General features: G+C 55.9%; 14 protein-coding genes. 3 read left to right on the forward strand and 11 right to left on the reverse strand.

What is annotated here, in order from left to right; all coding sequences use genetic code 11:
• Nucleotides 1-215: 215 nt before the first annotated feature.
• Nucleotides 216-1,271 carry an AraC-like transcriptional regulator QhpR gene (gene qhpR, locus MAFF_RS25505; protein ID WP_044549184.1) on the reverse strand — a complete coding sequence of 352 codons (1,056 nt, stop codon included), beginning with the start codon at nucleotides 1,269-1,271 and terminating at the stop codon, nucleotides 216-218.
• A gap of 571 nt (nucleotides 1,272-1,842) precedes the next feature.
• Between qhpR and tnpA the strand changes: the two genes are divergently transcribed.
• The 3 genes from tnpA to tnpC all read left to right on the forward strand — a co-directional run bounded on the left by tnpA (nucleotide 1,843) and on the right by tnpC (nucleotide 4,362).
• On the forward strand, nucleotides 1,843-2,295 hold the full coding sequence (gene tnpA / locus MAFF_RS25510; RefSeq protein WP_010913886.1) for an IS66-like element accessory protein TnpA: 453 nt from the start codon (nucleotides 1,843-1,845) through the stop codon (nucleotides 2,293-2,295).
• Nucleotides 2,292-2,645, forward strand: a complete 354-nt coding sequence (gene tnpB, locus MAFF_RS25515; protein ID WP_010913887.1) for an IS66 family insertion sequence element accessory protein TnpB — start codon at nucleotides 2,292-2,294, stop codon at nucleotides 2,643-2,645. The genes tnpA and tnpB overlap by 4 nt, the downstream gene beginning before the upstream one ends.
• A 64-nt stretch (nucleotides 2,646-2,709) precedes the next feature.
• On the forward strand, nucleotides 2,710-4,362 hold the full coding sequence (tnpC, locus tag MAFF_RS25520; protein ID WP_044549186.1) for an IS66 family transposase: 1,653 nt from the start codon (nucleotides 2,710-2,712) through the stop codon (nucleotides 4,360-4,362).
• Here tnpC and MAFF_RS25525 read toward each other — a convergent pair.
• The 10 genes from MAFF_RS25525 to MAFF_RS25565 all read right to left on the reverse strand — a co-directional run bounded on the left by MAFF_RS25525 (nucleotide 4,332) and on the right by MAFF_RS25565 (nucleotide 17,382).
• Nucleotides 4,332-4,964: a hypothetical protein gene (locus MAFF_RS25525; RefSeq protein ID WP_044549188.1), complete on the reverse strand. Its 633-nt coding sequence runs from the start codon at nucleotides 4,962-4,964 to the stop codon at nucleotides 4,332-4,334. The two genes, tnpC and MAFF_RS25525, sit on opposite strands and share 31 nt — an antisense overlap.
• A complete protein-coding gene (locus tag MAFF_RS39800) occupies nucleotides 4,934-5,413 on the reverse strand; it encodes an MFS transporter (protein WP_162034362.1) in 480 nt (159 codons plus the stop codon). Before MAFF_RS39800 ends, MAFF_RS25525 begins: the two co-directional genes overlap by 31 nt.
• A gap of 59 nt (nucleotides 5,414-5,472) precedes the next feature.
• Nucleotides 5,473-7,437 (reverse strand): primary-amine oxidase, encoded by a 1,965-nt coding sequence (locus MAFF_RS25530; RefSeq protein ID WP_010913891.1) that lies wholly within the window; start codon nucleotides 7,435-7,437, stop codon nucleotides 5,473-5,475.
• A 616-nt stretch (nucleotides 7,438-8,053) separates the two neighbouring features.
• The gene (locus MAFF_RS38230) at nucleotides 8,054-8,926 is read right to left on the reverse strand and encodes a glutamine amidotransferase (protein WP_080511940.1); all 873 of its coding nucleotides are present in this window, start codon (nucleotides 8,924-8,926) and stop codon (nucleotides 8,054-8,056) included.
• A 452-nt stretch (nucleotides 8,927-9,378) separates the two neighbouring features.
• Nucleotides 9,379-10,734 carry an MmgE/PrpD family protein gene (locus tag MAFF_RS25540; RefSeq protein ID WP_010913893.1) on the reverse strand — a complete coding sequence of 452 codons (1,356 nt, stop codon included), beginning with the start codon at nucleotides 10,732-10,734 and terminating at the stop codon, nucleotides 9,379-9,381.
• Between the two features lie 206 nt (nucleotides 10,735-10,940).
• Nucleotides 10,941-11,651, reverse strand: coding sequence for a gamma-glutamyl-gamma-aminobutyrate hydrolase family protein (locus tag MAFF_RS25545; protein WP_010913894.1), 711 nt, complete (start codon nucleotides 11,649-11,651; stop codon nucleotides 10,941-10,943).
• A 15-nt stretch (nucleotides 11,652-11,666) separates the two neighbouring features.
• Nucleotides 11,667-12,800, reverse strand: coding sequence for a M24 family metallopeptidase (locus MAFF_RS36680; RefSeq protein WP_010913895.1), 1,134 nt, complete (start codon nucleotides 12,798-12,800; stop codon nucleotides 11,667-11,669).
• A 95-nt stretch (nucleotides 12,801-12,895) separates the two neighbouring features.
• Nucleotides 12,896-14,698, reverse strand: coding sequence for an ABC transporter permease subunit (locus MAFF_RS25555; RefSeq protein WP_010913896.1), 1,803 nt, complete (start codon nucleotides 14,696-14,698; stop codon nucleotides 12,896-12,898).
• Entirely contained in the window at nucleotides 14,695-15,855 is a 1,161-nt protein-coding gene (locus MAFF_RS25560; protein WP_157866198.1) for an ABC transporter ATP-binding protein, read from the reverse strand. Before MAFF_RS25560 ends, MAFF_RS25555 begins: the two co-directional genes overlap by 4 nt.
• 411 nt (nucleotides 15,856-16,266) lie before the next feature.
• On the reverse strand, nucleotides 16,267-17,382 hold the full coding sequence (locus tag MAFF_RS25565; RefSeq protein ID WP_010913898.1) for an ABC transporter substrate-binding protein: 1,116 nt from the start codon (nucleotides 17,380-17,382) through the stop codon (nucleotides 16,267-16,269).
• Nucleotides 17,383-17,738 lie beyond the last annotated feature (356 nt).

Raw genomic sequence — 17,738 nt, forward strand, 5'->3', positions numbered from 1 at the left:
CTACGTCTCATCGGCGAGAGCGTGAGCGAGATACTGGATTTGAGGCGCTCGATCTCACTATCTCACCCACCTTGGCGGTGTTGGGCGGCGGGGCAAAGCCCAGGATGTCTCAGTGCGACATGGCGCAAGCGATAAGACCATGATCGCGGGCCGTCTCGAGATGCGGGGACCAGACTTCAGCAACGGACCGAGACGCAAACACCTCTTGCTTTGCTTCAGCGGGCCTCTCGCCGGTTTTTCTTGGAATATGCGCGCGGAGATTGACCGGTCCACGTCTTGAATGCGCGCGACATGGTGGCCGTGTCTGCATAGCCAAGATTTCCCGCAACAACACCCAAGGCAATCCGTTCGTCTTTCAAGAGCACCGTGGCTGTGCCATGACGTTGTTGCTGAACGATCTCTCGGAATGTCCGACCCGTTGCAGCTAGCCGTCTTTGGAGCGTTCGTGGACCAATTCCAAGCCGCGACGCAACGAGTTCCAGCGTAACCTCTCCCCGTTTCATGCAACGCATGATTGCTTGCAGAACAGCGTCCTCAAAGGCTGGAACGACGCCATCTCCAATCAAATCGTTCAGGTGCTGCTCAATGATGGCAATTGCCGCTGGATTTGCGGACGCAAAGGGAAGATCAAGATCCTCAGTTCGGATCAGCATCCGATTTATCGGCTGATCAAATCGAATGACCGCTCCGAAGAAGTGGGCCATGTCGCGACCATTTGTCGGGGCAGAATGCTCAAAATGAATCTCCTCCGGCGCCCAACCGCGCCCCAAACGGCTACGCGTGAGCGCGCAGATAAGGGCTAGGGTAAACTCGGTGTCCTGACGCCTTGGCCAGATTGTCTGGTCCTCAATCTGATATTCAAGCCAAGTTGCGTCACCTCTCACCGAAAGGCCAAGCTTCGTGCTTCCTTGCAATGCTGGAAAGAAATGGCTGAACCGGACGATTGCAGAACGGAGAGTCTGCATCATTGTGTAGAGTACGCCAACAGGTCCCAAATCCTCGGCCTTGATCGCGTTCCCCAACCGTATCCCCAACATTGGCTGGCTGCTCATTCTTGCGGCGTCCTCGAAGAACGCCACATAATTCTTGAGAGACACCGGGTTATAAGGATCGTCCAAAGTCAGTCTGGACAGCCCATGCTGGGCCAGCAAATGGTCGGTTGAAACCCCCGTTGCCTCGAGCGCACCGACCACCACGCTTAGAACAGAGGAGCGGATACTGGCTATCGGCTGGGAGCTTGCCTCATAGGATTTGGTAAGACGAGGGACCATATCTCTCACCTGACGGTTCGGTGAAACCCGTAAATTGCCCCATTTTGCATCGGTATCGTCACGTTTTACAAATTTCGTGAGTAGCTACGCAGATTGCAAAATTGCGCAACAATTGCGCTGAAAATGGGGTCGCAATGACTCGAGCCTTCAAGCTGATTAAGATCGTGGTCCTCAGCTGATGACCGAGGCGGACACCTCGACGCGCAATGGCCGGCCGGGAAGGCCTGATAAGGTTCCAACCTCATGGGCAACCTGTGATTCAGGATAAGAAGAAATCCTGCCATGAGGCACAGAAGTCCGCCGATACCGAAGGCCAGAGGATTGAACGCGGGGTCGGCTGCACCGACCACGAATGTAGTGGCCGCTGCCGCTCCGTGATGGACCACCACCAGGATGGACATGCACGGTCCAATACGACGCGCACCAAAATGCTGCGACGCGATGCGCATAAGAGCAGGCATCGTTGCCGCCCAGTCCAAGCGTATGCGCAGCCCACACCCCATTGATTTCGCTTGTTTCTGAACATTGAGGTTTCTGCCAGAAGGTTTTCGGCAGGAGCTGGAGATTTGGCATGGCGGATGGCGAGGGATTTGTTGGGCGATGCGAAGTTGTCGAGCCTCGTCGTGGAAACCGACGATGGCCTAATGATCTGAAGGCGCGGATTGTCGCGGAGAGCCTTCAACGCGGTGCGCGGGTTGTTGATGTTGCGCGTCGTCATGATCTCATTGCGCATCAGCTTTCGGACTGGCGACGGCAGGCGCGTCAGGGTCTTTTGGCGCTGCCTGCGGAACTGATGCCGGTGCCTTGCGAGAATAGCGGCCCATTCGAGCCTGCCTTCGTGCCCCTGGCGATTACGACGGAGCCGAAGGAGGCTGCCGATGCTTTGCCGGTTCCGGAGCCGGTCGAGATCACTTTGGGGATCATGACCGTGGAAATAGGCGCAGACCTCGTGGTGAGGGTTCCCGGCGATGAGCCGGTTGACCGGGTTGCGGCCTTGGTGCGTGCGATGCGCGGGACGGCATGATCGTCGCGGGCCAACGATTGCCGATCCTGATCGCGACGCGGCCGGTGGACTTCCGCTGTGGCCATCAGGCGCTGGCATTGATGGTGCAGACCGAGTTGAAGCTTGATCCGCATTCCGGGGTCACCGTGATCTTCCGGTCGAAGCGCGGGAATCGTGTAAAAATCCTGGTGTGGGATGGCACCGGAATGGTGCTGACCTACAAAATCCTGGAACAGGGCAGCTTTGCCTGGCCCAAAGTGCAGGATGGGACGATGCGGCTGTCGCGGGGGCAGTATGAAGCTTTGTTCGAAGGTCTCGACTGGCGACGCGTGGTAGCGCGGCGGGTAGCGCCGCCCGCTGCGGCAGGGTGACTCACCCGTTCGGTTTTGGCGTTGTTTTATTGGGCTTTTTTGCTTCGATTTGCTACGAAGGCGCATGTCTGCGCCCATTGATCTCAGCCAGTTCCCGGACCTGCCTGCAGAGGTGGTGAACGCCTTTGCGGCCGTACAGTTCGAGCTGTCGGTCGAGCGTGCGGCCCGTCAGCATGAGCAGGCGGTGGTGGCTGAAAAGGACGCCTTCATCACCGAGTTGAAGGAACTGATCGAGAAGCTGGAGAGCCAGGTTCAGGACTACCGCCGCACGAAGTTCGGGCCGAAATCGGAAAAGCTCGATCCGACGCAGATGGAACTGGCGCTGGAGGACCTGGAGACGGCAATTGCCGAAACACAGGCCCAGATCGCCTTCGTCGAGGAAAAGATCGCGGCCAGCACAGCCAATTGCGAAAAGACTGCTTCACGCAGGCAACGCAAGGCGCGTGCTCTGCCCCAGAGCCTGCCGCGCGTCGAACAGGTGATCGAGCCTGATAGCATTGCCTGCCCCTGTGGTTGCGGCAACATGGTCCGGATTGGCGAAGACCGGACGGAGCGGCTCGATCATATCCCGGCGCGCTATCAGGTGATCGTCGCGATCCGCCCGAAATATGCTTGCCCCAAGGGGCGCACGGGAGTGGTTCAGGCCAGGGCGCCGGCGCATTTGCTGGAAGGTAGCTGGCCGACCGAAGCCCTCTTGGCGCAGATCGCCGTGTCCAAGCATTCCGAACACATGCCGCTGAACCGGCAGGCCGCGGTCATGGCCCGACACGGAGTGCCGATCGACCGCACGGTCCTGGCCGACTGGCTGGGTCGGACGGGCGCCGTGATCGCGCCGGTGGTAGACCACATGGCCATGATCCTGAAACAGGGTAGCTCACGACTATATGTCGACGAGACCACGGCTCCGGTGTTGGATCCCGGGCGCGGCAAGACGAAAACTGGCTATCTCTGGGCTATTCTGCGCGACGACCGCGGCTGGAACGGATCTGCGCCGCCGGGCGTGGTGTTCCATTATCGGCCTGGGCGTAAAGGTGAATATGCCGCAGGTATCCTCGACGGCTTCAACGGCACGATCCAGGTCGATGCCTATGGCGGCTACTCCCACCTCGCAACGCCAAAACGCACGGGCGGCGATCCGTTGAGGCTGGCCTTCTGCTGGGCGCATGGCCGCAGAAAACTGATCAAGTCCCAGCCGAAGAAGGGTTCGCCCATCGTCGACGAGGCGTTGTTGCGCATCGCCGCCCTCTACAAGATCGAGGACAGCATCCGAGGTTGTGACCCCGATCATCGCCGGGCTGTCCGCCAGCACCTGTCCCGCCCCCTGGTGGACGAGTTCTTCACCTGGCTGACAGTTCAGGGCGCGCGCGTATCGCGCAAGTCCGACCTCGGCGAGGCCATGGCCTATATGCTGAAACGCCAGGTCGGCTTCCGGCTGTTCCTGAACGACGGCCGCGTCGACATCGACTCCAATCTCGTCGAAAACGCGATCAGAAGTCCGGCCATGAACCGCCGCAACGCTCTCTTTGCCGGCCATGATGAAGGCGGCCGTAATTGGGCCCGTTTCGCCAGCCTGATCGGCACATGCAAGATGAACCGCGTTGAACCATACGCCTACCTGCGCGATCTCTTCATCAGCCTCGCAAATGGCCACCTCGCCAAAGACATCGACGCCCTCATGCCCTGGGCCTATGCGCAACGGATCAGCGCATCACAATGAGCACGTCCGGGATTCCCCAACGTGCTCATAGGACCAGCTGCAAGCGCTCCACCTGACCGTTGCAACAAGAAAATCAATGGGGCGGAGACGTCGCATACGTCCAAGCCAAAGAGCACCGCGAACTGGGAAAGCGTTTCAAAGCTCAAAGAGCTCTGCGGCAACCAGAACAGAAGAAGCGCGCGTGCGATGTAGTAGGCCGCGAGAAGCCGGATGCCGGTGAAGCGATCAGCGGCTACGCCGAATGCCAGCCCGCCAAACGCTGCGATGATTCCAGTCAGCGCGACAGCCTCGACACCCGCCGTTGCAGGCAGGCCAGCCGCCCGACAGATGCTGATGAGATGGTTACCAACCAATCCCGACGACGTCACGCCGCAAACGCATGTCAGGAACGCCAGCATCCAGAACAGCCTGTCCCCAGCCACGGCTCCAAGGGGCTCGAACGAGGGACCAAGACCGCCTCCGTCCTGAGAGCGCGAAGAGGTCTTCGGGATCACGAGGTCGACGCCGAAAATGGTGGCGGCAATCGCACCTGCCGCGACAGAAATGGCGGTAAACCATCCAAAGCCTGCGATCAGCAACGAGAAGAGGGGAAGAGCGAGCATGGGTGCCGCGGCGGAGCAGGATAGAAACAAACTCGACGCCGTCGCGCAGTGCTGCGGACACTGATCGATCCGACGACGATTGGGTTGAGACAGCCACCTGCTGCCGCAGCGACTACCCAGATAAGAGCCAGCTCGCTCGCCGAGCCTGCCAGACCAGACAGGATCAGCGTCACGAGCAGGATGGACAAAACGCATATGGTCGTCTGTCGGAGCCCAAATCGCGCGATCAAAAGCGCCCCCAGCGGCGCGGTAAGTGCGGAAATGACCATGCAAATCGAAAGGCCTGCGTATAGTGTGGCTTGCGACCACCGAAGTTCGCGCACAAGGACATCGGTGAAGACGATCGGCAGCGCATTGACGGCAGCGCTGACTGCGGCCGCACCCGCACTGGCTATGATGATGGCGTGCGAAGCCATTGCCCCAAAATGAAGGCCTTGGGCATTCCTCATGGCATTATCCTCGGGAACACGGGGAAGCGGGTCTCGCTTCCCCGCTGGCGCAGCCGACTTTAGCGGTCGGCGCTCGCGTGGCAGCTGGCAGCGTTGGTCTCGCCCACCAGATCGATGCCAGGGTTCTGATCGAAGAAGCCGCTCGGCATCAGCTTGAAGCCGGTGAAGATGCAAGGCTGGACAGGAAAGTCCTCTGGCCGAACCTGGTGATGCACTCCGAAGGTGTGCCAGAGGACAAGATCCTCATCGACCAACGGCCTGTCATTCTTCACGAAGTCCGCGACACCGCCGGAGCCGTCAGAATGGTTCATGTATTCACCAGCTGGATAGCGTTCCTCGGGATCAAAAGCCGTCACCCACAAATGATTGCTGGTAAAGGTTGAACGACGGCCCGACGGTGAGTGTGCCGCAACGTATGGCGTTACGGGATGAGTGGCCTCTAGCTTATAAGCAGTAGGCTCGCCAACATGGTTCTTCCGGTCGGCGCTTGCGATTTTCCATGCCCGATGAGTTTCAAGGTTTGCCCGCCGGCAGGCCTGGAGTTCGGAAGGCAGCACGGTCTCTTCTTCGTAAAAGGCATTGCCGTGTGGATTGTCCGGACCCTCAGGCGCGGCATAGGTGTTTAGCTCGACAACGCTATTGCGATCGCCGTCGACGCTCATGTCCAGCCGGGCGCAGAAGATATGCTGGTGGATATGTCCGAGAACGCCAGGCGAGACCTCTTTGCCATAGCGCCCAGGCTTTCCTGGCTGGCAAGCCGTCGTGTTGATGATGCCGGTTGCCTTCAGCTCAAATTCGATCGCGCCATCCGTGTGGAGGTACCAGAAAATGCCATATTCATAGTTTGCCACTGTGCAAATACACGAGACAACGAACTTGCGAGCCCGACGAGATTCAACGTGGTTGGATCGGAAGTCCCAGTGCTTCCAGAGAAGACCGGCATCCTCTTCATGAATGCAGATGGCATTCTCGATCGTCACGACATCGCCGGTCATCGTTGCAAGATTTGCATCGAGGTACTGGATCGCTCCAAGGCAGTCGCAACCAAGCTTCAAAGAGTTCGCCAGCTTGCCAATGCCGTATTCCCCGATGTCGAAAACATTCTTGCGGAAATGGCCACGATCAGGCGTGCCGTAGGGGACGACCATCTCGACAAGCGATGCGCGATAAACGACCGGCCGCCCATCGTAGCTGATGTCGTGAAGCGTCAAGCCTTCCCTGGCATTGAAGCCAACACGAAACGCCCACTTGTCCCAGCTTAGCTGATGGCCGTCCAGGTTGAATGAAACACCCTCGGGTTGCGCGATATTGAGGGGCTTGTAAGGCTGACGCGGTTCCTTAATGAACTCGGCTTCGTAGTTGGCCTCCTTCATCGGAATTGGAATAATCTCGTGATCGTCGACACGCAGAACACGGTTGGTCCTGATATCGACGATTGCGTTCAGTCCCCCGATGGGATGCGCATAGAAATTTTCGTTCTCCCGCAGGCGCAACCAGGCGAAGACGTGGGCGATATACCGGCCCTCCTCATCCGGAACGCCGAAATTTCCAGCCGACCACGGATCAATGCAGACCTGGCTCATATCGTTGATACCCCGCCGACTGCAGGCGGCGATAAAATCGGGAGCGTCCCTGACTGCATCTTCGATGGCAGTGAACTGTTCGAGCTGGATCATCGGCTTTGCCGATGCAAGGTACTCCGACTTCTCGACCTTGTTTTCGTCGAGCGATACAACTAGGCGCCAGACACCATCGCGATCGATCCGGAACAGATTCACGCGCGCTTTCCTGGAGATCGGATTGCCTCTCCGAAAGGATCGAACACTCCCCTTAGCCGGCTCTAGTAGTTCCACAGTCTCAAAGTAAAAATCCTTGCCGAAGGCAGCATCGTCACGAACGATCTCGAAGACACTCAGCAGTTCGGCCTTTGAAAGCGGATCAAGCGGATGCGCTGACGCCGTTGCATCGGCGGGTTTCGAACATCCGCATACCGCTTTCGTCGGCACAGTCATCTTCGTATTCATTTTGAAATGTTTCCTCTCTTTAGCTAGCCGACAATACGTCCGCGATCTATCCGATCAAAGCCATATCCTTGACAATGTATCAGATTTATAAGACCAGACATCCCGGCATGAACCATAAGATCCAACCCATGGGCCAAAAAACGACAGATAAATGCAAGAATTGTATGCCGCTAGCGGCGTTTTTATTAGGATATGCGTTTTATATTAGCAGAGTGGATCTTTAAAAATATTGCAAAATGCGACAAAATGGATGCAAAATGTGCCGGCGTGCATTCGTTAATTTGCATAAGATAACGGCAATTGGCCGTGAACAGGTCCTTTGACGCTCTGATCCAACCGTGGTCGGCCCTTTACAACAGGAACGGTCTGAGCACAGATCGGTTTTCGATTTGAGCGCCCGCTCAATTGGCGAGTCCGAAAGCCACTTGTCTCCTTCGCCAGCCAGACCGCGATGATGTGATTGTCGTCGACGCCGTCAGCGAACTCGAGCAGGGTCACGACAGTCGCTGCCAAGAGCGAAGAACCCCGAGATCAGTGATTTCCAAGTCAAACACGCCCGGGCTTATTCAGTCGAGCTGCACTCCTTCAACAGCTTCGGGTCATCCTTGCCCTATGCTCAACGACCACGACCATATTCTTTGACGCCAGCCAGCCACGCTATCCATGGGCTAACAGACGCCCATATGAGGTTCAGAAAAGTACCTCCGAAGATTAGGCCGCAGATCCGCGTTACAGAAGAAGGAGGAGGGCGCCCTGCTACATAGGTTGCAAAGTTCCGCAACACTTCGGTCGAATAAGGAGTTGCGGTGACCAGGGCCTTCAACTGATTGACGTCGTGCCCCTCTGCTGAGAGCCGAGGGTCAAGAAGATCCAGATACTCCGTAACGATGGTTTTCGAAATCTCAGGGTGAAACTGCACACCCCACGCACAAGGTCCAACTCGAAAAGCCTGATGTGGCTCTGAGAGGGAATGTGCCAGGACGACCGCCTCAGGTGGTAGTCGTACCGCAGACTCCCAGTGGATGAGTTGCGCGGCAAATGTCGGCGGGATTGAATCAAAAAGGGGGTCCTTACCCCCTTCCTTAGTTACTGTAATCGGGATGCTCCCGATTTCGGCGCCGCTAGTTCTTGCCGTTACCACGCCGCCCAAACATTGGGCCAATAGCTGATGGCCGAAGCAAATTCCCAATATCGGCACTTGATGAATGAGTGCCTGTTGGAGCCAGCGAGATAGTTGGCGAATCCATGGAACATCCTCCCTGACCGTAGCGTGCGATCCCGTGATCACAATTCCGGAGACGAAGGAAAATTTTGGAAGTTTTCCGCCAGAACGGGGATCCACTACTACGATGGATAACTCGCAGCCGCGCGACAACAATATATTGCTGATCCAGTCCTCGAAATCACCATGCCTCTCGCCGATCTGGTCGTACGTATCGCCGGTCTTGATTATCACCATGGGGTGAATCGAGTTACGATTATCGCGCATTTTTGACAATCCGACTGATGTTATTTTTAGAGCTGGGCAAGCGGCACGCTTCTTCACAAGGCGAGTGGCTATTGCGCGCACGTGAGAAGGTCATGGGTGATGAACATATAAGCCAAAATCGAACTCACTCTGCAGCCGGTGGCGCGGGTGATCACTGGGCTCCGTATTCTCGCGGTCAGCGCGTTGCCGCTTAATCCAAGATACATCTGCGCGGGCCGACCGATAAGCTCATCGAGTCGCAGCTTTGGGTTAAAGTGCGGTGTCCTTTCACCCACCACCGCGACGAAATCTATCCCGTTGTCCACAGGCTCAATCACTGTCTTAGGCTCCTTCATTGTTGACTGACCGCTTACGCATTAGGTTCAAAAGAGGCCCCAACGAGGGACGACGTTACATCCACAGAACAATGCCAGACCCGATTTTGTGCGGCGTCCTTGCCTTTCGGCGATTTGTCAAGCGACTGCTGTTGCGGAAATATCCGCAACCTCTTCGGATGCGGTCGGGGAAAGGGAGGCGATGAGGGATGCCAGGCCGAGTTTCTCGAATTCAAGCGTCGCAGAAATAATTCGCAACTGCCAGTCTGCATCCAAGATCTTCGTGATGTTCTTGAACTTCTGAACGATCTGATCCTTGGAGAGGGGGTTCGCTACGTCGCCGAGAGGGTGAAGCACCACGGTTTCTTCCGGGCCTTTGCCTTGGTCGATTACCACCCGGGCTGGGGTTCCAATGGGGAACGATTTGGAAAATTCGGCGGCCGGTGCCAGTTCAACGCGGCGGGCCAGTTCAAGCACCCGTTCATCTTTCAGCCACTTTGGATCGATTGGCTGCAGCGCGTCAGCGCCAAATAGCGCCGCCAATGCGCAACTGAAATAGAAGCTGTACTGCGCGCCTTCGAGGTTGGCAGGTTGCCGTTCGTTGGCGAGCTTCATAGCCTGCGGGAATGTGTCGATCCGAAGCGACTTTATCGCTTGACCGGGGCGACGCATCGCGGAGATCGCATCAATTGCTGCGTGTATGTAGCGGCAACAGGCATATGGTTTTAAATAGCAGTTCTCCAGCTCCCAAGAAGTTCCGAGATCTCTCAAAAGGATATCTTGATCGAAACGGGTTTCGTCATCGAACAAATCGAGAGGCCCGGTCGCACCTTCACGCGCACGATAAGCCGCTGTAATCCCAGCGACGACAGCTGGCGGAATTCCTTCCTTTATGGTGCTGCCTTCAAATTTAGGAGATGGCATCGTGAAGACGATCGGACCCTCGCCACCGGCAATTCCGAGCGCATGAGCAGTCTGGTTGGTGTCAAGTTTGAGGAGACGTGCTGCCACCGCCGCCGCTCCGTAGTTGACCCAGCGACCGCTTGCATATGTATCGACGCTCGCCGCGGGCCGGCAAGCTGCCACGCGAAGCGCGACGTCATATCCAAGCGCGGTCGCGATAAGAACTTCAGAGTTGGAAGCGCCGACGGCTTCGGCTACTGCCAGAACTGCTGGGATAACACCCGCACCGGCATGTCCAGCTGCACCGCGATGGCCGTCATCAATGTCAAGTGCGCTGGCCGCCGCACTATTGGCCATTGCGGCTCCCACAATGCTCGAAGTCTGCCCCGTAAGCCAAACGCAGATGTTTCCTCTCCCATAAGCATTGAGCGCAGACGATCTGGCTGCGGTTGCCAAGGGAGAATGAAAGCCTGCTGCCGTTGCGCCAATCAGGTCGAGCATCAACCGGGAGATCATCTCTCGAGTCGACGGTGGCAACTCGTCCGCCGGAAAGGCTGCGACAAACTCGGCGAGTTGGGTAAGGGGCTGCACGCAATGCTCCGATATTTCTCATAGCGGTCCAAACCGCCCTGGCCCGACTCGGCCTGAACCCGGCTCTATTGAAATAGAAAGTGGCCCGCTCTTACGTGGTGCTGCGCTCGCAAACTTCAGCCAATAAAGACAAGCTTCAGAATGAAATGCTGCTCCGCGAAAAAGTCATGACCGCATCGACAACTGCCAGGGCGGTTGATGTTCGCTCACCTTGTCGCGCAAGCCTTCGTAAAGTTCTCCAACAAGGAGAGGCAGGCAGGTTGAGTGTCGACCATCCATTCGGGATGCCACTGAACGCCGACAACAAAGGGGCGGTCGGTAGCCTCGATCGCTTCAACTACGCCGTCATCAGCACGCGCCGACACCACGAAGCCCGGCGCCAACCGGCTGATCGCCTGATGATGCATGCTATTCACTTCGAACGCGGCAGCATGCTCCCCACACAAGCGCGACAATTTTGTATTGGGCTCGATATGTACTTTATGCACCATTTCAGAGAGTGGGGTGCCGTCGCGGTGGTCCCTCGCGTCAGGCAATTCATCGAGGGTATGAGGATAAATCGCTCCGCCGCTCACGACGTTTAAGAGTTGCATGCCCCTGCATATGCCCAAAATTGGCATGGACTTCTCCAAGGCTGACCGAGCGAGGGCGAATTCGAACGTGTCTCGCGCCGGGATCATCGCCTGCAGAGTTGAGTGCGGATTTGCACCATATAGTTCAGCGGGAAAGTCGCCTCCGCCGCTCAATACGACGCCCGACAGTAATTCCAACACAGAACTGACGCTTTCAGCGTTGGTGTACGGCAGAATGACTGGAAGCGCTCCAGCTTTCTCAATCGCCCGAACGTAATTCGCAAGGCAGACGTAGCCGTCTTTTTCCACGTCGAGGTCACTGACAATTCCGATAACTGGTTTCATGGTGTTCACTCCCATTCATTTGCGCGCGAAGAGCTTACGTTCCATTGTTGTGAGTCGCTCCGGACCGTTATCCGTGATCAATACGGTTTCGCTGAAGCCAATGCCCTGTGCCATCATCAGGACATGGAAAACCATTCCTGCCTCAAAGGTCCATTCAGCCCCGGGAACTAGTTCTCGTTCGAATTCACCCGCTGACGGCTTGTTATTAAGGCCTAGAGAATAGGCGGTTCGGTTCGTATAACTCTCTCTCGCACCGGTCGCGAGCAAGCCGTGTCGCATAAATCTATCTACATCGCCAGCAACTGCGCCAACTTTCATTCTGGCTATACCCGCATCCTGTACTAATATAATCGATTCCGCGACCCGCCTTTGAGCATCAGTCGGCGTACCGTTAATGACGGCGCGCATGCATCGCGCCAGATACCAGTCTACGCTGCCAGTTAGCTCGAAATAGACCTGATCACCTGCCTGAACGCGCCGGTCCGTATGAGAGCCATGCAATTCAAAAGTCCGCTCTCCAGAAGTTATGACGCAGTCAACGCCCACCTCACCGCCACCAAAGACAAGTCCCGAATAGACAGCCGCAGCCAACTTTCGCTCGCTAACTCCGGTTTCCACGGCATCAACAGCACTCTGCATTGCCGACATGGCCGCCTGAGCTGCCCGACGAACTACCTCGATCTCCGGCGCCGACTTCACTAACCGGAGATGATCAACTATCTTCGGCTCTTTAATGAACGTTGTATGCGGTGCCTGTCTCCTTAACTCCTCAAGTCGCTCAGGCGTTAAAAACCAGGAGTGGTAATCGACCCCGATTTTCCCACCGGCGAGACCTGCTTGATCAATTGCGCGGACCGCCGCTGCGATCTGCGGTGGGAGAGGTTCCTTTGCGTCAGAATATGTTGTCCATTCTTTGACCCAAGCCGTTTTCTTCGCAGCATTTTCTTCCTGATCGCGAATGACCAAAATGGGGTTACCGCGTGCTGGCACGAGTAACGCATGGTACGTAAAGTAACCCATGGTATGGAAACCACTCACGTACCGAATATTCTCCGGTTGGTGCAAGAGTATCGCCGGAAGATCGTTTAACTCGAGCTGCCTCTGAATCTCAGCCAAGCGCCGGCTGTACTCCTCTGCGACAAAGTCCATGCTACCGCTCTCCTAAAGGTTATGATGCTGTCCAGTTGGTACGAACGAAGTGCAACACGCTCTGATCGCAGATAACGTTCGATACACAACCAATTTCACTTTGATTTACGCTTGTTTCTTAGGCGAACGACTTCAATCGTTCCATATAGAATAACTGTGAAGCCAATCAGAAGGCTAGATACCGCTGCGATGGTTGGCGTTATGTCTTCACGAACTCCAGACCACATCTTGATCGGCAAAGTCATCGTATTCGGCCCGCTGACAAAAAGCGACAAGACCACTTCATCAAACGAATGAAGGAACGCGAAGAACCCCGCCACGAAGAGCGTGGGTCGAATGAGCGGCAGGACCACCTTCCGAATAGTGACGATCCTAGAAGCGCCCAGGCTCGCAGCTGCGTGCTCGAGGCGAATGTTCTGAGATTGGAGGCTCGCCGCAACGATGAGGACCACCAAGGGGGTTGCACCGATGCTATGTGCAAGCACCAACCCCATCGTGGTGTCGACCAACCCCAATTTTGAAAACAAGAAGTAGACCGCCACAGCGCTGACGATAGAAGGCACGATCATAGGCGCGAGTAGCAGTTGATACCCAATCCGGCGCATGCGGGCGCTCCCGCGAACCAGAGCCAAAGCCGCAGCTGTTCCGACTGTGAGACTAACAAATGCCGTCGCGAAACCAACAATGAGGCTCTGCCGGGTAGACGACAACCATAAGCCGTTGGTGAAGTATGCTTCATACCACTGTAGCGAGAGGCCTGGAGGGGGAAAATCGAGGAAGCGCGAGGAACTGAACGATATCGGTATAATAATAAAAATCGGGCATACAAGAAATGCAACGACTGCTAGCCCGACGCAGTAAAATATGATTCTTCCTATCGCCGCCCTCTCCCAAACACTCGAAAAGGATGACGGGATGAAGTACGAAATCACTCTCACAGCCGAACTAAGCGTATCGACAAACTTTACATATCCACTTGTCGATCGGCCGATGGTCGACGGCTTTGAAGAGGCCACAAGATGCCCGGAACCAAGAAGTCTTTCTGTACCCACGAAGCGGTTTGAGACCGTATAAAGGAAGAGCGTAATGAGAAGCAGGACCGTTGCGACAGCGGCCGCAAGCGGCCAGTTCAAGGTGCCGTTGACATAGGTATCGATCAGCATGGGCAACGTGACGTTGCGCGGACCACCTAGCAATGCCGGTGTTATATAAAAACCAAGCGCAAATACGAAAACGATCAGAGACGATGCCACAACACCGGGCATGCTAAGGGGGAAAAATATTCGCCAGAAATTCTGGCCTGGCGCTGCACCAAGCGATGATGCCGCTCTTGTGAGACTCGGCGAGATCCCTCTCATCACACTTGAAAGCACCATCACCGTAAAGGGCAACAGCATATAGACCATTGCAACGTCTACGCTGAATTGATTGTAGATCAGGTCCAACGGGCGCTCGGTAAAGCCAACTTTCATCAAAAACTGATTGATGATGCCAAATCGACCGAGCAGAACCATCCAAGCGTAACTTCTGACCAGATAGCTTGTAAAAAAAGGCAGGACTACTGCAAATACAAGCAGGCCTGAGACCCAGGCGCGGGCCGAAACGATCCAGTAGGCGAGCGGATAGCCAAGCAATAAGCAGATACTGGTAACGCTCAGTGCAAGAGAAAATGTCCGTCCGAGTATTACCCAACTTGTCCAGCTTCCAAGAAATTCCTTGTAGTGCATCAGCGTTGGTTCAGGACTAAGGAAGCTGAGCGCGACAAGGCCGGCCAGTGGGATGAAGAAACACACGCCTAGAATGACAGTTGCCGGAGCGAGGAGCACGAAGGCCTCTCGGCTTGTGTTCGGCGCTAGTTTCGCGCCGCGAAGTGCCAGATTAAATTTGGCCATAGTCATGAAACCACCCGCTCAATCCCCTGACCGATGAGCAGTTCGGGTTCTGGCGCATTTCCAGCTTGACGTTCGCTTTCATCGACGAGAAGGCGGGAATCTCGAGCATCCCAGCCAACTCGAATTGTTTCGTTTAGTTGAAACTTAGGCGAGGATGAATGATAGGGGAGCGCTACGGTCAGAGAGACAGACTTCGCTTCACGGAGGTGAACGCGATATTTGATGATATTTCCCCAGTAGATTGCCTCTTGGACTACTCCCTCAAACTCATTGTCCGCTTTGCCGGACGAGCCCAGGGGGATTATCTTTTCTGGCCGCACCATCAGAGTGCCAGCAGAGCCTTTAGGTCGCTTCCCTTGGGCCCATGTGGCGCGTACGCGTAGCCCATGTACATCCAGTAAGGGCCCATTTTTAGACGCCTCAATGATCGTTGCTTGAAGGAAGTTTGATTCCCCTATGAAGCTAGCTACGAAGCGACTGCTGGGAGCCTCGTAGATCTCTTCCGGCGTCCCAACCTGAGCTATTCGACCTTCGTTCATTACAACAATGCGATCTGACATTGTCAAAGCTTCGCTCTGGTCATGAGTAACAAATATTACAGTTGTACCCAAAGAGCGCTGAAGACGCTTGAGTTCAACCTGCATGTGCTCGCGAAGTTGTTTGTCTAGAGCGCCGAGGGGTTCGTCCATGAGAATTACTCCAGGACGAAATACTAGCGAGCGCGCCAGCGCCACCCGCTGCTGCTGTCCTCCCGAAAGTTCGTGTGGCATTCGGGTTTCATAGCCAGAGAGCTGCACGAGGTTTAGCGCCTCCGCAACGCCTCGGCTGATCTCGTCGCGCGCGACGGCCCTCATCTTCAGGGCAAATGCAACGTTCTCGAAAACCGACAAATGCGGGAACAGTGCGTAGTTCTGAAAAACGACGCCGATATTGCGCCTATGCACCGGGAGGCTGGTGATTGCTCGGTCGCCAACAATTATTTCGCCTGAAGTTGGCGTTTCGAAACCAGCAATCATCATCAGCGTCGTCGTCTTGCCGGAGCCGCTCGGCCCCAAGAACGACACGAACTCTCCAGCCTCGATTTGAACCGAAACGTCTTTGATCGCGTGGTAGTCGCCATATTGCTTACAGACGCGCCGCAATTGCAGCGATTCACCCTTAATCATCCCAGTCTCCGAAAAACACCGTTGCGAATAACGCAACGGTGTTGCTACAATCGCATTGTAGGGCTCAAATGTCAAGGCAGATCCGAAATTGAAGGTCGCTGAGGCGAGCAAGCGGGAGATGCCGACAACAACAGGGAGTCGGGACACAACCGTACGTCGAGCGTCTTGCAATCGTTGCGGAGCGCTGTTGCCAGGTCGCACGGTACACCCGAGATGAGCTTCTAGGTCGAGCCCACGCAGGACCCGGCAAGGCCCGGTCGTGTCTGGCTCGAGCAAGCTGGAGCCGAGATCGGTGCGTTCGATGTAAAGAAAGATCCGGAACAGCAGCGCCTCAATATCAATCAAGGCGCTTCGCCTGATGTGAGCGGCCACGCTATGGCCGCCCACAAGGCGTATTACAAAGTGGTGCTAACTAGCCACCCACTCGGCCCAGCGATCGACCAGGATGTCGGTATTACTCTTGCCGGAAGAGGACTGGGTCTGCCAGTATTCCAGATTGGCAAAATATTGTTTGTTTAGATTGTCGGGCGCCGTGGGCAGTTGCGCGGCAACCTTAGGTTCGATGTATTTGAAAGCGGCGCGATTGAGCGGTCCATAAAAAATGAGATTGTTGAGGCGAGCCTGCGCTTGGGCCGAGGCTTGGTAGGCTGCAAACTTCATGGCCGCGGCCCGGTTTTTCGCGCCCTTGGGCACAACCCAGTGGGTCGGGCTAAGCTGCGCTTCGTTCCACTGGTAATCAATGCTAGCGCCCTGATCCTTGAGCGCTTGCATACGGCCGTTCCAGGCCGAGCCCATGGCGACCTGACGATCGGACAGCATTTGGCCCGGTTCGGCTCCCACACTCCAGAATTTCGCAATCTGCGGTTTGATGCGATCGAGGGACGCGAATGCCTTGTCGAGGTCAATTGGGTACAGCTTGTCCTTCGGCACACCAGCGGCCAGCAACGCGAATTCTACCGTGGCAGTGCTACCATCGGCACATGTTTCAAGCGTGCGCGGCCCAGGAAACTTGCTAATATCCCAAAACTCGGCCCAGGAGGTCGGGCGAGGCTTGTCAACCGGGTATTCGACCGTGGAGAACGCCATCACCGTGCTATAGACGAACGAGCCTACCCCATATTTCGTCTTTGCTTCAGGAACGAGGTTGTCCAACGTTTCCTTGTCGAACGCCGCATAGTCGATTTCCTCGAGATACTTATTCGCATCGGGTCGAAAAGCGGGATTGGATAGCTCCATCACATCCCACTGTACGTTGTTGCTATCGACCTGCGCCTTGAGTTTCGCCTCGCTGGCCGGAGTCACATAAGTCACACTGATACCGGTCTCTTTTTGGAAGGGCTCAATAATCGCTTTGCGGATCGCGTCCTCGTACGATCCGCCACCGGAGACTACAACGAGAGGGGATTCCTGCGCCCTCAAGATGCCGGGAGCGCCAATTGCGAGCGCTGCACCACCGGCCGCGACACCCATTCCCGTAAGCATTTGACGCCGGGTAGGTCTGCTTGAGTTGATAAAATATTTCATGAGTTCTCTCCCTTGCTTGTTAATATTACTCGATCGCGATTCGGGCTGAATATGTGGCGGCGCGTAAAGGAGCCGACCCGATTATGTCGATTAGGCTCGATCATCTGGTTGAGTATTACGCGTCGGTCGAAATGAACGATCCGGCTACGTAGTCACTCACAACAACTCATCACTTTCTCCAAACTTCGAGCCGGAGAGGCTGCATTGCGCGGCTACTGCTATCGTAGGATCACGAACGGGAGCAGGCGGACGGACTGGGCGATCAAAGACGTTTCCGTCGATCCGTCGCCATGCTGCCGTTCCCTTGGCCGAAAAAAAGATGATGCAATCGCGATTGCTCGCGTCCGCTTGAATTC

It is taken from the genome of Mesorhizobium japonicum MAFF 303099 (assembly GCF_000009625.1).
In the GTDB taxonomy this organism is placed as follows: Bacteria; Pseudomonadota; Alphaproteobacteria; order Rhizobiales; family Rhizobiaceae; genus Mesorhizobium; species Mesorhizobium japonicum.

What these genes read in the sequence shown, in the direction of transcription:
- MAFF_RS39800 (WP_162034362.1), bottom strand. Translation starts at nt 5,413, where the DNA reads ATGAGGAATGCCCAAGGCCTTCATTTTGGGGCAATGGCTTCGCACGCC.
- qhpR (WP_044549184.1), bottom strand. Translation starts at nt 1,271, where the DNA reads ATGGTCCCTCGTCTTACCAAATCCTATGAGGCAAGCTCCCAGCCGATA.
- MAFF_RS25525 (WP_044549188.1), bottom strand. Translation starts at nt 4,964, where the DNA reads ATGCTCGCTCTTCCCCTCTTCTCGTTGCTGATCGCAGGCTTTGGATGG.
- MAFF_RS25545 (WP_010913894.1), bottom strand. Translation starts at nt 11,651, where the DNA reads ATGAAACCAGTTATCGGAATTGTCAGTGACCTCGACGTGGAAAAAGAC.
- tnpB (WP_010913887.1), top strand. Translation starts at nt 2,292, where the DNA reads ATGATCGTCGCGGGCCAACGATTGCCGATCCTGATCGCGACGCGGCCG.
- tnpC (WP_044549186.1), top strand. Translation starts at nt 2,710, where the DNA reads ATGTCTGCGCCCATTGATCTCAGCCAGTTCCCGGACCTGCCTGCAGAG.
- MAFF_RS25555 (WP_010913896.1), bottom strand. Translation starts at nt 14,698, where the DNA reads ATGACTATGGCCAAATTTAATCTGGCACTTCGCGGCGCGAAACTAGCG.
- tnpA (WP_010913886.1), top strand. Translation starts at nt 1,843, where the DNA reads ATGGCGGATGGCGAGGGATTTGTTGGGCGATGCGAAGTTGTCGAGCCT.
- MAFF_RS25530 (WP_010913891.1), bottom strand. Translation starts at nt 7,437, where the DNA reads ATGAATACGAAGATGACTGTGCCGACGAAAGCGGTATGCGGATGTTCG.
- MAFF_RS25565 (WP_010913898.1), bottom strand. Translation starts at nt 17,382, where the DNA reads ATGAAATATTTTATCAACTCAAGCAGACCTACCCGGCGTCAAATGCTT.
- MAFF_RS36680 (WP_010913895.1), bottom strand. Translation starts at nt 12,800, where the DNA reads ATGGACTTTGTCGCAGAGGAGTACAGCCGGCGCTTGGCTGAGATTCAG.
- MAFF_RS38230 (WP_080511940.1), bottom strand. Translation starts at nt 8,926, where the DNA reads ATGCGCGATAATCGTAACTCGATTCACCCCATGGTGATAATCAAGACC.